12 protein-coding genes and 2 pseudogenes are annotated in these 13,394 nt (G+C 61.1%); 4 read left to right on the top strand and 10 right to left on the bottom strand.

The window, feature by feature from the left end; translation table 11 throughout:
* From JWR98_RS14380 to JWR98_RS14370, 3 genes and pseudogenes are all read left to right on the top strand, one after another.
* Positions 1–867: S-type pyocin domain-containing protein (locus JWR98_RS14380; protein ID WP_225908715.1), on the top strand; the 867-nt coding region annotated here is incomplete at its 5' end.
* Between the two features lie 186 nt (positions 868–1,053).
* Positions 1,054–1,530, top strand: coding sequence for a DUF6392 family protein (locus JWR98_RS14375; protein ID WP_205490379.1), 477 nt, complete (start codon positions 1,054–1,056; stop codon positions 1,528–1,530).
* A 162-nt stretch (positions 1,531–1,692) separates the two neighbouring features.
* Positions 1,693–1,782: pseudogene (locus tag JWR98_RS14370) on the top strand (helicase); the annotation flags it as partial.
* Positions 1,783–1,852: 70 nt separating this feature from the next.
* Here the strand turns inward: JWR98_RS14370 and JWR98_RS14365 are convergent.
* The 6 genes and pseudogenes from JWR98_RS14365 to exbB all read right to left on the bottom strand — a co-directional run bounded on the left by JWR98_RS14365 (position 1,853) and on the right by exbB (position 8,636).
* Entirely contained in the window at positions 1,853–3,253 is a 1,401-nt protein-coding gene (locus JWR98_RS14365) for an aminoacyl-tRNA deacylase and HDOD domain-containing protein (protein WP_078735220.1), read from the bottom strand.
* 77 nt (positions 3,254–3,330) lie between these two features.
* Entirely contained in the window at positions 3,331–5,406 is a 2,076-nt protein-coding gene (recG, locus tag JWR98_RS14360) for an ATP-dependent DNA helicase RecG (RefSeq protein WP_205490377.1), read from the bottom strand.
* A gap of 8 nt (positions 5,407–5,414) precedes the next feature.
* Positions 5,415–6,339 (bottom strand): annotated as a pseudogene (locus JWR98_RS14355) (LysR substrate-binding domain-containing protein).
* Between the two features lie 147 nt (positions 6,340–6,486).
* On the bottom strand, positions 6,487–7,236 hold the full coding sequence (locus JWR98_RS14350) for a TonB family protein (RefSeq protein WP_078826583.1): 750 nt from the start codon (positions 7,234–7,236) through the stop codon (positions 6,487–6,489).
* Positions 7,233–7,658, bottom strand: a complete 426-nt coding sequence (gene exbD / locus JWR98_RS14345) for a TonB system transport protein ExbD (protein WP_003176926.1) — start codon at positions 7,656–7,658, stop codon at positions 7,233–7,235. Before exbD ends, JWR98_RS14350 begins: the two co-directional genes overlap by 4 nt.
* Positions 7,659–7,664: 6 nt before the next feature.
* Positions 7,665–8,636 (bottom strand): tonB-system energizer ExbB, encoded by a 972-nt coding sequence (exbB, locus tag JWR98_RS14340; RefSeq protein WP_078735217.1) that lies wholly within the window; start codon positions 8,634–8,636, stop codon positions 7,665–7,667.
* Positions 8,637–8,824: 188 nt separating this feature from the next.
* Between exbB and JWR98_RS14335 the strand changes: the two genes are divergently transcribed.
* Complete coding sequence (locus JWR98_RS14335) at positions 8,825–9,676, top strand: SDR family oxidoreductase (protein ID WP_205490376.1); 852 nt, start codon at positions 8,825–8,827, stop codon at positions 9,674–9,676.
* A gap of 28 nt (positions 9,677–9,704) precedes the next feature.
* Here JWR98_RS14335 and JWR98_RS14330 read toward each other — a convergent pair whose 3' ends face one another.
* From JWR98_RS14330 to rpoZ, 4 genes are read right to left on the bottom strand one after another with little or no spacing between them, the layout of a single operon-like run.
* On the bottom strand, positions 9,705–10,448 hold the full coding sequence (locus JWR98_RS14330; protein WP_078735215.1) for a hypothetical protein: 744 nt from the start codon (positions 10,446–10,448) through the stop codon (positions 9,705–9,707).
* 56 nt (positions 10,449–10,504) lie between these two features.
* Complete coding sequence (locus JWR98_RS14325; RefSeq protein WP_003176922.1) at positions 10,505–10,885, bottom strand: RidA family protein; 381 nt, start codon at positions 10,883–10,885, stop codon at positions 10,505–10,507.
* Positions 10,886–10,925: 40 nt separating this feature from the next.
* Positions 10,926–13,031 (bottom strand): bifunctional GTP diphosphokinase/guanosine-3',5'-bis pyrophosphate 3'-pyrophosphohydrolase, encoded by a 2,106-nt coding sequence (spoT, locus tag JWR98_RS14320; protein ID WP_003176921.1) that lies wholly within the window; start codon positions 13,029–13,031, stop codon positions 10,926–10,928.
* Positions 13,032–13,091: 60 nt separating this feature from the next.
* Entirely contained in the window at positions 13,092–13,355 is a 264-nt protein-coding gene (gene rpoZ / locus JWR98_RS14315; protein ID WP_003176920.1) for a DNA-directed RNA polymerase subunit omega, read from the bottom strand.
* Between the last annotated feature and the right edge of the window lie 39 nt (positions 13,356–13,394).

The following is a 13,394-nucleotide window of genomic DNA, read 5'->3' as shown; positions in this document are numbered from 1 at the left end:
ATGCGTTTCGGTGCCGGTCGTTCCACGGCTGCGGGAACAAGCCCTGAACACGCCAGGAACTTTGGCACCACTGCAGTCATGGCTTCGACCGGTACGACGGGCACTGTCGGCAGGGTCGCTGGAACACTTGGCAGCGACCTTGGTGCCTGGGCCGTACGCGGGCTGGCCGGAGCCAGTTCAGCACTCAATGTCGTGTTGCTGGCTTTCTGGCCACGGGATATGGGTGATTCAACGCTGTATACCCCGGAGCAGTTGGCAGCTATGCGCTCGGCCAGTACGCGGGTGCGTTTCCAGTTTCGCCAGGATGAGTCAGGTGAGCTGCGTGTTTATGGCATACATACCAAGCCTGAGAGTGGCGCTGATCGTGTACCCGTTGCGCAAGCCAGATGGAATGCGGACAACAGCGCGATAGTGGCGGTGTTGGATGGCATCAGCATCACGTGGACGCCGAACCATGGGCCGGTGGTCAGTGCGCCGAGCCCGTACCCAGGTACACCGGAACGCTTGGATAATTTGTTCGTTCATCCGGTTGCAGTGGGGCAGGATTCGGCAATCAGTCATTACCCAGGTCGGGAGGCTGAGGATGTTACCTGGCAGGATACGATCATTTCGTTTCCTGCTGATTCGGGTGTGCCGCCGTTGTATTTGGTGTTTGCCAAGCCAGCTGTGAAGCCGTTAGAAGTAGACGTCTATGGTGCATTCAGTGGCAGACCGCGCAACGGATTGCATGTTGACCATATGCCGTCACAAGCAGCCTTAAGACGTTATCTTGAAACGAGGGTTAAGCTGGATGACGATGAGATCGAAGCCCTTATGAAACATGCAGCCAGTATCGCCATCCCTGCCGAGGTCCATCAAAAAGTATAGTGAAACCTATGGGTGGAGAAACACACGAGCTAAACAATATCTGGATGCTGGCGATCTGAGGGGGGCATTGGAAAGCAATTTTAAGGCGATAAAGCCTTACATGCTCGAACAGGGATTCACCGAATCAGAACTTCAGGACGCTTGCGCAAAAATGCACAAAATAAATGAATCGCAGGGGTGGTACTGATGGACGCTGTCACGATCAGTCGTTTGGTAGGGGGACTCGGTTTCTCCTATCACAAGCTGGTGAGCCAGGGGCTCATTCAAAATTTACTACTCAAGCGGCTCTTTGATGCCTCTGATAACGAGGAGCTCATTCAGAATCCAGAACCCGGTGTGAAGTTGTGGTTTTGGGCAGAAACAAAACGCTTGGAGCAAGTAATGATCATCCTGGTTCAAACAGTAGGTCAGCCTGTATATAGCGGGCAATTACCCCAACCGTTCAAATTAGATATGGATCAGCAGTACGTACGTGAGGCTTTAGGCGTGCCAACTGAGACCAAGCCCCCCGTAAAACTACCCGGTGGTATGGGGGGGCGGGGCGGGGCGGATATTTATTATTTGGACCAGACAGCACATTCCAATGTGATGGTGACTCTTAGCTACTTGGAGAACCTTAGGGTGAATAACATCAGTTTCTCCTTGATAAATTCCGGCCGCTGATCTGCAAGTACAGCTCCACTTTTCAGGTAAAGGCGTTGGTGTTTACATTGATTGATAAGAACCACGACTGATCTACGTTCCGTTACTCGGTTGGTGATTGTTCCCCTCGCTCTGCGCTCATCGAGATTGTGTAGAGCGATGAGCGCAGAGCGTGGGAACTATCAATCGATCCAGATAAAGGGCAACCCGGCACTGGTGATCTGGTTCCAGGGGTTGACCAAGTATTTGCGGCCGAAGAAAAAGAAGAGCTGAGGTTTTTTAGTAAAACCGAGTTGGATTCATCGGGAGCAAGCCCCCGATAGCTATCTGACAGGCGCCAGATTCAGCCCTGACTGAACTGCGACGCCAATTCGCGCAACAACACCTCGGCATCCAGCACCTTGCCGACCACTTCCTCAGCCTTGTCACGCGTCAAACCCAAACGCTCAAGCAGCTCGTCCGGGATGGTTTCATCCGGCCCGGAGCCGATCCCGCGGCTGCGCAGCAGGCGCACGGCCAGGCACACCAGGTTCGGGTATTCGGCGTATTGGCCGTCGTAGGTCGGGTCGTGCTGAAAGCGCAGGGCGGTGGACAGTTCGTCCGGCATGTCCCAGTAACGCATCAGCCACGCGCCGATCTGTTCGCGGCTGATGCCCAGCAGGTGTTGCTCGACATAGCTGTGGCACAGGTGCGGGTTGACCTCCAGGTGGCGACAGATCAGCGAGAAGTGCGGCGGGAACACGTGGGCCAGCAGCAGGTAGCCGAAGTTGTGCAGCAGGCCGGCGAGGTAAGTCAGGCCGGCTTCCGGGCGCTGGGCGCGGGGCATGGCGCGGGTCAGGCCTTCGATCACGGCAGCGGTGTAGATCGACTGGTGCCAGTACGGCGTGGCCTGGTGCGGGTTGTCCTTGGGCAGGCTCAAGGTCTTGCCCAGGGCCAGGCCCAGCGCCAGGTTGATCACCAGGTCAAAGCCCAGCACGCGCACGATGGCGTCTTCCACCGAGCGGATCTTGCCTGGCGACGCGTAATACGGCGACGCCGCCCAACTCACCACTTGGGCGGCCAGGGCCGGGTCGGTTTCGACCACGCCGGTAATGTCGTCGATGGTTGCATTGGGATCGACGCGCAGCTTGATGATCTTTTGCGCGGTATCGGCCAACGGCGGAATCTCGATGGTCGCTTCCAGGCGCTGTTGGATACGGCGGGCGGTGAACGCCTGCATCGCCTGGGTGATTTCCTCGCGGTCATCATTGGGACGGTCGAGGTTGGGGCGAATGTTGCTCACCGGCTCGCCGAACTGCGCGGCGCTGGCTTTGGTGAGCATGGTCTTGAAAACGTCACTGGCGATTTCCAGCAGCAGGCCGGCTTCGCCCGAATGCACCAGCAGGCTTGGCTCATTGAGCAGACTGCCTTCGTACAGGCACGGCGAACTGGTGAGTGCCGGCAGGCCCGGCAGCAGGTTCAGCTCATGCTTGTCCAGCATGCGCCTGACGCGCTCCGGCGGCACGGCGGTGAGGCGGCGGCCGGTGAGTTCGGTGAGGCGGTTGAGGTCGAGCAACTGGTTCTGCGGGAACAGCACCATCAGTGCGCCCACCGCATCTTCCAGCAGCACAGCCTGGACCTTTCGTGCTGGATTCAGGCCCGGATGTTCGGTGACTTCCGTGTAGGGGATGGCGAGTTTTGCGAGCAGAGCCCGAATGACCGGCGGGGCGGTCAGTGGGGCTGTGGCGAGGGCAACTTCTGACATGGCCTGATCCAAATTCGTACAGTCACCGAAGTATAACCAGCTTGATACATCTGTAGGTCGCTTAAGTGAGTCAGACGTCACACTTGGCCGTATTGCTGCCCGTGGCGCAGCCAGCGATCCAGCAGCGGGCTGACGTGATCCGGCCAGCGCTCCAGCAGGGCCTGCGCCGCATCGCGCACGGCAGGCAACAGGTCGGCGTCGCGCATCAGGTCGGCGACCTTGAATTGCAGCAGGCCGGTCTGGCGGGTGCCGAGCATTTCACCGGGCCCGCGCAGTTCGAGGTCTTTTTCGGCGATGACAAAACCGTCGTTGGTCTCGCGCATGATGCCCAGGCGCTGGCGGCCGATCTGCGACAGCGGCGGGTGATACAGCAACACGCAGTGGCTGGCGGCGCTGCCACGGCCGACTCGGCCGCGCAATTGGTGCAACTGCGCCAGGCCCAGGCGCTCGGGGTTCTCGATGATCATCAGGCTGGCGTTGGGCACGTTCACGCCCACTTCGATGACCGTGGTGGCCACCAGCAGTTGCAGGTTGCCAGCCTTGAATTCGGCCATCACGGCGGCTTTTTCCGCTGGTTTCATGCGGCCGTGAATCAGCCCGACCTTGAGTTCGCCGAGGGCGCTGGTGAGGTCCTCGAAGGTGGTCTCGGCGGCCTGGCAGGTCAGCTCTTCGGACTCTTCGATCAGCGTACACACCCAATAGGCCTGGCGCCCTTCGGCACAGGCACCGCGCACGCGTTCGATCACTTCCACACGCCGAGTATCGGTGACCAGCACGGTGTTGACCGGAGTACGGCCGGGCGGCAGTTCGTCGAGGATCGAGGTATCGAGGTCAGCGTAGGCGCTCATGGCCAGGGTGCGCGGGATCGGTGTGGCGGTCATGATCAACTGGTGCGGGTTCATGCGCCCGCCCACGCCTTTCTGGCGCAGGGCCAGGCGCTGTTGCACGCCGAAGCGGTGTTGTTCGTCGATGATCACCAGGGCCAGGTTCTTGAACTGCACTTCGTCCTGGAACAATGCGTGAGTGCCCACCACCATGGGCGCGCCGCCGGCGATCTGCTCCAGTGCGGCCGCGCGGGTCTTGCCCTTGAGCTTGCCGGCCAGCCACGCCACTTCCAGGCCCAACGGCTCGAGCCAGCGCTTGAAGGTGATGAAGTGCTGTTCGGCGAGGATTTCGGTGGGTGCCATCAACGCCACCTGGTAACCGGCTTCCAATGCCTGCAAGGCGGCAAGCGCGGCGACCACGGTCTTGCCCGCGCCCACGTCGCCCTGGATCAGGCGCAGCATGGGCTCTTGCTGGCTGAGGTCATAGGCGATTTCGTTGCCTACACGCTGTTGCGCACCGGTGGGCGCAAAGCCGAGGTTGGCCAGGTACTGCGCGGGCAGGCGCGTGGCCTTGGGCATCGCCGGGGCGCGCAGGGAGCGCATGCTTTCACGCAGGCGTTGTTGCGACAGTTGGTGGGTCAGCAGTTCTTCGAAGGCCAGGCGGTGCTGGGCCCAGTGATGACCCAGGGCCAGTTCGTCGACATCGGCGTCGGCCGGTGGGTTATGCAGGTAGCGAATCGCATCGTCCAGCGGCGCCAGTTGGTAGTCGCGGGCCAGTTCCAGCGGCAGCCAGTCGGGCAGGCTTTGCGGGCCGAGCATCGTCAGGGTCTGCAGGCACAACTGGCGCAGGCGTTGCTGAGTCAGGCCTTCGGTGAGCGGGTAGATCGGCGTGAGGGTGGTGTCTACCGGCGGTGGTTCGTCGCCGGTGATCGCGCGGTATTCGGGGTGGTAGATTTCCAGGCCGGACGCGCCGGGCCGCGCTTCGCCGTAACAACGCACGCGGGTGCCGCGCTTGAGGCTTTCCTTTTGTGCGTTGCTGAAATGGTAGAAGCGCAGGCTCAGGCCGCCGGTGCCGTCCTGCAGGCGTACCACCAGGCTGCGGCGTCTGCCCATTACCACATCGGCGCCGCTGACGGTGCCTTCGACCACCGCATCCTGCCCAGGGCGCAACTGGCCGATGGGCACTACGCGGGTGCGGTCCTGATAACGCAGGGGCAGGTGAAACAACACGTCCTGGAGGTTCTCCAGGCCGACCTTGGCCAACTTCTCGGCCATGGCTTCACCGACACCCTTGAGTGCCGTCACCGGCACCTGCGACAGCTCAGTCATACGGCGGATCAGCTCGCGGCAACAGGCGGCTTGGCCACCGAGCACAGGCGGATCGAGTCGGCGAGGATCTCAATGGCTTTTGGCCGCGGGAAACTCGCACGCCAGGCGATTGCCACGGTGCGGAACGGCACCGGCGGCGTGAGTGGACGAACTTCGATCACGCCGGGCGCGTAGTGGTGGCTGTCCACCGCGGACAACGGCAGGATCGAGATGCCCAGACCGGAGGCGACCATGTGACGGATGGTTTCCAGGGAGCTGGATTCCACGGTGGTGTGCTTGGCGCCGTCGTTGCCCTTGGTGAGGGTCGGGCAGGCTTCGAGCACCTGGTCGCGGAAGCAGTGACCTTCGCCCAGCAGCAGCAGGCTCTTGTCGTTGAGCAGGCCGGCGTCGATGGTGGTTTTTTGCGTCCACGGGTGAGAGGCCGGCATCAGCACCTGGAAGGGCTCGTCGTAGAGCTGCAGGGTGAGTACGTCCGCCTCGTTGAACGGCAGGGCGATGATGATCGCGTCCAGCTCGCCGTTGCGCAGTTTATCGCGCAATACGTGGGTGAAGTTTTCTTCGATATACAGCGGCATCTGCGGCGCGACGCGGTGCAGTTGCGGGATCAGGTGCGGGAACAGGTACGGGCCGACGGTGTAGATCGCGCCGACTTTGAGCGGGGCGGTCAGCTGGTTCTTGCCGGCCTGGGCCAGCTCGCGAATGCTTTGCGCTTGCTCCAGCACTTTTTTGCGCCTGGGCCACAATGCCTTCGCCCACCGGGGTGAGGCGCACGGCGCTTTTGCTGCGCTCGAAAATCAGCACACCGAGTTCGTCTTCAAGCTTTTTCACGCCCACCGACAGCGTCGGCTGACTGACGTGGCAACGCTCCGCCGCGTGGCCGAAGTGTTGTTCTTGGGCGAGGGTCACGATGTAGCGTAATTCTGTAAGAGTCATAGCGAGCGTCCATGAGGTTGCGGGCCAAGCATACCGGCTGCAATCAATAGACGCACGTTATCAGAACTTTGCTGGGGATTGAGCGGGAAATAGCTGAGATTTTAGCCGCGCGCAATCAGCGGTGGGAGGGGCAAGCCCCTCCCACACTCAGCGGCGACGCTTCTCGATGTTGTACACGAACGGTGCAACGATCTCGATACTGCCGCCTTTCAACATGTGCGCCGGTGGCTTGGGCAACGGCTGGGCACGACGGATCATGTCCAGGGTTGCACGGTCCAGGTCGGCGTTGCCGGAACGGCCCACCAGCTCGTAGGACAGCACGTTGCCGTCGGCGTCGACTATGAACTTCAGGCGGTTCAAGCCTTCCTTGCCACTCGCCTGAGCGCCTGGCGGGTACTTCTTGTACTTCTGCAAGTGCGCCAGCAGGGCGCCTTCCCAGGACGCTTTGGCCGCGATTTGCTGAGGCGACGGGCCAGGAACCGGCTGCGCCGATTTTTCCGCGGGTGCCGGGGTGGGCGGAGCATCGCTCGGCGGCTCCTCGGAGGGCTTCTCCTTGGGCGGCTCGATCTTTTTCTCCACTGGCTTGGGCGGCTGAGGTTTGGGTTTGGGCTTGACCGGCTTGGGCACCTGGATTGTCGGCTTGGGGGCCTCGGCCAGTTTCGGCAAAGGCAACTCTTCTACCGGAGCAGGCGGTTGCGGCGGCGTGACCACTTTCGGCGGAGCCGGTGGCGGTGGTGCAGGCATCGGCGCCAGGTCAATGACCATGGCGGCCGGTGGCAACTGCACCGTGCGCGGCGCCGACCAGTGGAGCGCGATGGCGATCGCGACGGCATGCACGCCCAGCACGACGGCGAGGCTGGTGCCATAACGCGTCAGTTTGTGGCGCGTCGTGATCATTTCTTGGCTGCCGTCTCTAGTCCGACCAGGCCTACCTTGAGGTAGCCGGCTGCCCGCAGGGCATCCATCACGCTCATCAGGTCGCCGTAGTCCACGCCCTTGTCGGCCTGGAAGAAGATCGTCGTATCTTTCTTGCCCTGGGTCTTGGCGTCGAGCACCGGGCCCAGGCTTTCGGTTTTGACTTCTTCTTCACCCAGGAACAGGCGTTGGTCCGCCTTGACGCTGAGGAAGATCGGCTTCTCCGGCCGCGGCGCAGGCTTGGCGCTGGACGCTGGCAGGTCGACCTTGATGTCCACGGTGGCCAGCGGCGCGGCAACCATGAAGATGATCAGCAGCACCAGCATCACGTCGATAAACGGCGTCACGTTGATTTCGTGGTTCTCGACGAGCTCGTCGTCGCCTTGATTCAAATGCAGGCCCATGGCCGATTACCCCACTTTCACCATGTGCGGTTGCGAGCTGCGCTCGGAAGGCTGGTGATCGAGGTCGCGGCTGACCAGCAGCAGGACTTCTGCCGACGCGTCGGATACCTGGGCCTTGTAGCCGGCAATCGAACGGGCGAAGACGTTGTAGATCACCACTGCAGGAATCGCGGCAACCAGGCCCAGGGCCGTGGCCAGCAGGGCTTCGGCGATGCCTGGGGCAACGACGGCGAGGTTGGTGGTCTGGGTTTTGGCGATGCCGATGAAGCTGTTCATGATGCCCCATACGGTACCGAACAGGCCGACGAACGGCGCGGTGGAACCGATGGTTGCCAGCACGCCGGTGCCGCTGCTCATATTACGACCGCAGGCCGCAACCAGGCGCTCCAGGCGGAAGCTGACACGTTCCTTGATGCCTTCTTTTTCGCGGGTGTTGGCTGACAGGCGCATTTCTTCAAGCGCGTCGTGCACCAGCAGGTTGGCCAGGGTGCCCTTCTTGGTCGCGGTCTCGCTCGCTTCCTTGAGGGTGGTGGCCTTTTTCAGATGGACGATTTCAGTACGCAGACGACGCTTGGCGCCCAGCAATTCGAAGCCCTTGGCGATCCAGATGGTCCAAGTGATGATCGAGGCGATGGCCAGGCCGATCATCACGGCTTTCACCACCACGTCAGCGTTCTGGTACATGCCCCATGGCGACAGGTCGTGGGCCATGCCCAGGGTGTTGTCTTCTTCCAGCACTACGCCAGTGTCGCCAGCGACGGCGGGCGCAGCAGGGGTGGCAGCGGCTGGCGCTGCGACGGGGGCGTTCGGCGTCGCGGCATTGTGCTCGGCGGCAGCCGGAGCGGCGGGTGCGGTGGCGTCAGCAAATGCGGCGGTCGGCGCCAGCAGTACGCTGAACAGCAGCGCAGCAATCGCGCGCCAGGCGCGGGACGGGCTGTGAAGCTTGGTTGGCGAAGCGGGGTTTGTATGACGTGTCATGCTGGCCGGACCTGAGAAGAAAAATGAGTGATCGTCCTACCAGACCCTGAACGGCCGAGGACAAATGGGAGGTCATTATTGCAAGTAATTCTTGTTAACAGAAGTAATACAGTAACTTTATTTGTGCTTTTTCTGGCCGCCAGTCGGCTGTGAGGGCTAATCTAGACCTTTGAAAACGGAGTTTTGTGATGTCTGCGCCTTCTGTTGTGATTGCCGGATGCGGCGATGTGGGTAGTCGGCTGGCTAGCCAATTGCTGGCCTCGGAATGGGAGGTTCATGGCCTGCGCCGCGATATTTCGCGCCTGCCCGAGGGCGTCATCGGTATTGCCGGCAACCTGTTCAACAAGGATTGTCCCGACACCTGGCCCATCGGCGGGGTGGATTACCTGGTGTATTGCGCCGCTGCGACGGACCACGATGAAGCCGGTTATCGCGCCGCTTACGTTCAAGGGTTGCAGCATGTGCTGGAGTGGCTGAAGGATTACGGGCAGGAGCCTAAACATCTGCTGTTTGTATCCAGCAGCAGCGTCTACGGGCAGCAGAATGGCGAGTGGGTCGATGAAACCTCGCAAACCCAGGCCAAGGGCTATTCCGGACAAGTCATGCTCGAAGCCGAGCAGGTTGCACTGAGCAGCGGCATACCCGCCAGTATCGTGCGCTTGACCGGTATCTACGGTCCGGGCCGCGAATGGCTGCTGACCCAGGTGCGCCAAGGTTATCGCGTGGCAGTCGACCCACCTTTGTATGGCAACCGCATACACGCCGATGACGCCGCGGGATTGCTGGCGTTTTTGTTGCGTCATGTGGAACAGGGCGGTTCGCTGGACAAGGTCTATATCGGCGTCGATGACGCGCCGGCGCCGTTGGCTGAGGTGGTGGCCTGGTTACGTGAGTATTTGGGTGTTACGCAGTGGTCCGAGGACGCCAGTGTGCGCCGGGCGGGCAGCAAGCGATGCAGTAATGCGCGTATCAAGGCGTTGGGGTGGGTGCCGACATACCCGACTTACCGGGAAGGCTATGCCGCGATTCTCAAAGGCTGAAACGCGGCCAAAAATGTGGGAGGGTTGTTTATTGCTTTTCAAGCAGCCATTGGCGAGGGCCCGGTGTGAACTGAGGCACTTCGTCCGTCTGCGCGGTATTGATCCCCTGGAATATTTCCAGTTGCTTGCCTTTACGCGCAAAGATCCACGGGTTGCCCACGCCGTTGAGCTGCAGCCAGATACTGTCGTAGCCGCCACTCATAGAGGCGCAATCACCCGCCAGACATAACGAATACCGATCAACGTTCGGCAAGCCTGCGACTTTGCCGTCAGCCTGGAACTGCACGATGGCGCCGTTACCGAAACCGTCAGTGATCTTCCAGTCGCCACCCATGTAGGCGGCATACAAGGCGCGCTCGAAATTGGCGCCCAGTGGCGCGCCTTCCGGTGCCGGGTCCTTGGCGCGAGCAAACAGCTGTTCGGGCTCGTTATCGTTGGCAACCTGCAGCAGTTGTTTGCCTTTACGCTTGAGTTCGGTGGCGGAGCTGCCATAGAAATCCACGCTCCAGGCGCCGGATTTTTCACCGAGCAGCTTGCCTTCCGCGACTTCAAAACCGTTGTAGTAGCGTGCCTGGGAAGCCTTGGTATTCACCTCCCATTCGAGGTTCGGTCCGAAGCTTTGCAGCGCTTCACGCAAAGGGCCGCCCTTGGCTGCCGCATCGATGGCGACCTGGTTGATCCAGGTGCCGCTCACATCCCGGTCGGCAGGGTTGCTGGCGCAGCCGCCGAGCAGCAGGGCGAGCAACGAAGTGGCTACAAGCGCTTTGCGCATCATGAAATCCTTTTAAAACGAAGTCGGCGCAGCCTGTTTGGGCTGCGCCGGGTGTTTTACTCGATGACCAGAATGGCGTCCATCTCAACCTGTGCGCCCTTTGGCAGAGCGGCAACGCCGATGGCGGCGCGGGCTGGGTAAGGTTGTTCGAAGTACTTGCCCATGATCTCGTTGACCTTGGCGAAGTGGCTCAGGTCGGTAAGGAAGATGTTCAGCTTGACGATGTCCTTGAACGAACCGCCGGCGGCTTCGGCCACGGACTTGAGGTTCTCGAAGACCTGCACGGTCTGTGCTTCGAAGCCTTCCACCAGTTCCATGGTCTTCGGGTCCAGCGGGATCTGGCCGGACATGTAGACGGTGTTGCCCGCCTTGATCGCCTGGGAGTAGGTGCCGATGGCGGCCGGGGCCTTGTCGCTGGTGATTACTGTCTTGGTCATGAATGACTCCTTGTAATAAGCGATGACTTAAGTTGAAGCGCTAGGCACGCATGCGGGTGATGCGGATCACACCGGTCAAGGCACGCAGTTTCTTGATCACGCGGGCCAGGTGCACACGGTCGTGGACGCTGACCACCAGCTGGACCACGCTGATGCGGCCATCGCGCTCGTCCATGCTGATTTTTTCGATATTGCCGTCGGCCGCGTTGACGCTGCTGGCCAGCAGGGCAATCAGGCCGCGCTGGTGCTCCAGCTCCACGCGCAACTCGACATTGAATTCGCCGGTGACATCCTTGGCCCAGGAGAGCTGGATGCATTTTTCCGGGTTGTGGCGGATTTCGGTGATATTGCGGCAGTTGTCCAGGTGCACCACCATGCCTTTGCCCGCGGACAGGTGCCCGACGATCGGGTCGCCTGGGATCGGCGTGCAGCATTTGGCGTAGCTGAGCACCAGGCCCTCGGTGCCACGAATCGCCAGTGGGCCTTCCGGGCTTGGCAGCTGTTCGCCTTCGCCCAGCAGGCGGCGAGCGACCACGTAGGCCATGCGGTTGCCCAGGCCGATATCTTCCAGCAGGTCTTCGATGGTTTCCTGGCGATACTCGTGAAGCATCGCTTGCACGCGCTCCTGGGGGATCTTGTCCAGCGCGCTGTCGAAGCCGTTGAGTACCTTGTTCAGCAAGCGTTCGCCGAGGCTGATGGACTCGGAGCGGCGCTGCAGTTTCAATGCGTGGCGGATGTGCGTGCGCGCCTTGCCGGTGACCACGAAATTGAGCCACGCCGGGTTCGGCCGTGCGCCCGGTGCGCTGACGATCTCCACGGTGGAGCCGCTTTGCAGCGGTTCCGACAGCGGGGCCAGGCGCCGGTTGATACGGCACGCAATGCAGCTGTTGCCGACATCCGTATGCACCGCGTAGGCGAAGTCGACCGCCGTGGAGCCTTTGGGCAGCTCCATGATCCGCCCTTTGGGCGTGAACACGTAGACCTCGTCCGGGAACAGGTCGATCTTCACGCTCTCGATGAATTCCAGGGAGTTGCCGGCACGTTGCTGCATTTCCAGCACGCCTTTGACCCACTGGCGCGCACGGGCATGGGTGCCCTTTGGCTGCTCGTCGCCGCTGGATTTGTACAGCCAATGGGCAGCGATGCCATTGTTGGCCATCTCTTCCATTTCGCGGGTGCGGATCTGGATCTCGATCGGCACGCCGTGCATGCCGAACAGCGTGGTATGCAGCGATTGGTAGCCGTTGGCCTTGGGAATGGCGATGTAGTCCTTGAAGCGGCCCGGCAGGGGTTTGTACAAATTATGTACAGCGCCCAGCACGCGGTAGCAGGTATCGACCTTGTCGACGATGATCCGGAACGCATACACGTCCATGATTTCGTTGAAGGCCCGCCGTTTGCCGCGCATCTTCTTGTAGATGCCGTAGATGTGCTTCTGGCGCCCGCTGACCTCGCCCTCGATCTCGTCGATCGCCAGGCAATGGCTCAGCGACTCTTCGATCTTGTTGACGATTTCCTTGCGGTTGCCCCGGGCACGCTTGACCGCCTGGTAGATGCGCGCCGAGCGCATCGGGTGCATGGCCTTGAAACCGAGGTCTTCGAACTCGATTCGAATGGCGTGCATGCCCAGCCGGTTGGCGATGGGCGCGTAGATTTCCAGGGTTTCCTTGGCAATGCGTCGGCGTTTCTCGCCCGACAGCACTTCCAGCGTGCGCATGTTGTGCAGCCGGTCGGCCAGCTTGACCAGGATCACCCGGATATCCCGGGCCATGGCCATGGCCATCTTCTGGAAGTTTTCCGCCTGAGCTTCGGCCTTGGTCTCGAAGTTCATCTGGGTCAACTTGCTGACCCCGTCGACCAGTTCGGCCACGGTTTCGCCAAATTGCGAACTGAGCGCTTCCTTGGCGATGCCGGTGTCTTCGATCACGTCATGCAGCATCGCAGCCATCAGGCTCTGATGGTCCATGTGCATGTCGGCCAGAATATTGGCCACCGCAAGAGGATGGGTGACGTACGCCTCACCGCTACGGCGGCGTTGGCCGTCGTGGGCTTGTTCGGCGTAGAAATACGCTCGGCGGACCAGGTTGACCTGGTCGGGGCCGAGGTAGGTCGATAAGCGATCGGCGAGGGCGTCTATGCTCGGCAAGGTATGAACTCCTGCCGAAGGCTGTGACTGCGCGCCGTGCTACGTCGACCAGGCATAGGCTTAGACGGCCTCGTTGGACTCGTCCTCGAACGCTGCGAACAGCGGTTCGTCTTCAACGATTTCAGCGTTGGCGATGAACTCGTAGCTCATCAGGCCTTCGGCGATTTCACGCAGGGCTACAACGGTAGGCTTGTCGTTTTCCCACTGGACCAGGGGCTCTTTGCCGCCGGTGGCCAGTTGACGGGCACGCTTGGTAGAGAGCATGACCAGCTCAAAGCGGTTATCCACGTGTTCTAGGCAGTCTTCAACGGTTACGCGGGCCATGGTATTCCTCGGAGCGAATGCAAGATGCGCGCTGCCCGG

This window comes from Pseudomonas lactucae (genome assembly GCF_016937615.1).
Lineage (GTDB): Bacteria > Pseudomonadota > Gammaproteobacteria > Pseudomonadales > Pseudomonadaceae > Aquipseudomonas > Aquipseudomonas lactucae.
Note: the sequence above shows the minus strand (reverse complement) of the source record. Positions and strands in the feature narration are given on the sequence as shown.

Bases quoted from the DNA above. Each gene is read 5' to 3' on its own strand.
- exbD (WP_003176926.1), bottom strand. From the start codon at position 7,658: ATGGGCCTGCATTTGAATCAAGGCGACGACGAGCTCGTCGAGAACCAC.
- rpoZ (WP_003176920.1), bottom strand. From the start codon at position 13,355: ATGGCCCGCGTAACCGTTGAAGACTGCCTAGAACACGTGGATAACCGC.
- JWR98_RS14335 (WP_205490376.1), top strand. From the start codon at position 8,825: ATGTCTGCGCCTTCTGTTGTGATTGCCGGATGCGGCGATGTGGGTAGT.
- JWR98_RS14350 (WP_078826583.1), bottom strand. From the start codon at position 7,236: ATGATCACGACGCGCCACAAACTGACGCGTTATGGCACCAGCCTCGCC.
- JWR98_RS14375 (WP_205490379.1), top strand. From the start codon at position 1,054: ATGGACGCTGTCACGATCAGTCGTTTGGTAGGGGGACTCGGTTTCTCC.
- JWR98_RS14330 (WP_078735215.1), bottom strand. From the start codon at position 10,448: ATGCGCAAAGCGCTTGTAGCCACTTCGTTGCTCGCCCTGCTGCTCGGC.
- recG (WP_205490377.1), bottom strand. From the start codon at position 5,406: ATGACTGAGCTGTCGCAGGTGCCGGTGACGGCACTCAAGGGTGTCGGT.
- exbB (WP_078735217.1), bottom strand. From the start codon at position 8,636: ATGACACGTCATACAAACCCCGCTTCGCCAACCAAGCTTCACAGCCCG.
- JWR98_RS14325 (WP_003176922.1), bottom strand. From the start codon at position 10,885: ATGACCAAGACAGTAATCACCAGCGACAAGGCCCCGGCCGCCATCGGC.
- JWR98_RS14365 (WP_078735220.1), bottom strand. From the start codon at position 3,253: ATGTCAGAAGTTGCCCTCGCCACAGCCCCACTGACCGCCCCGCCGGTC.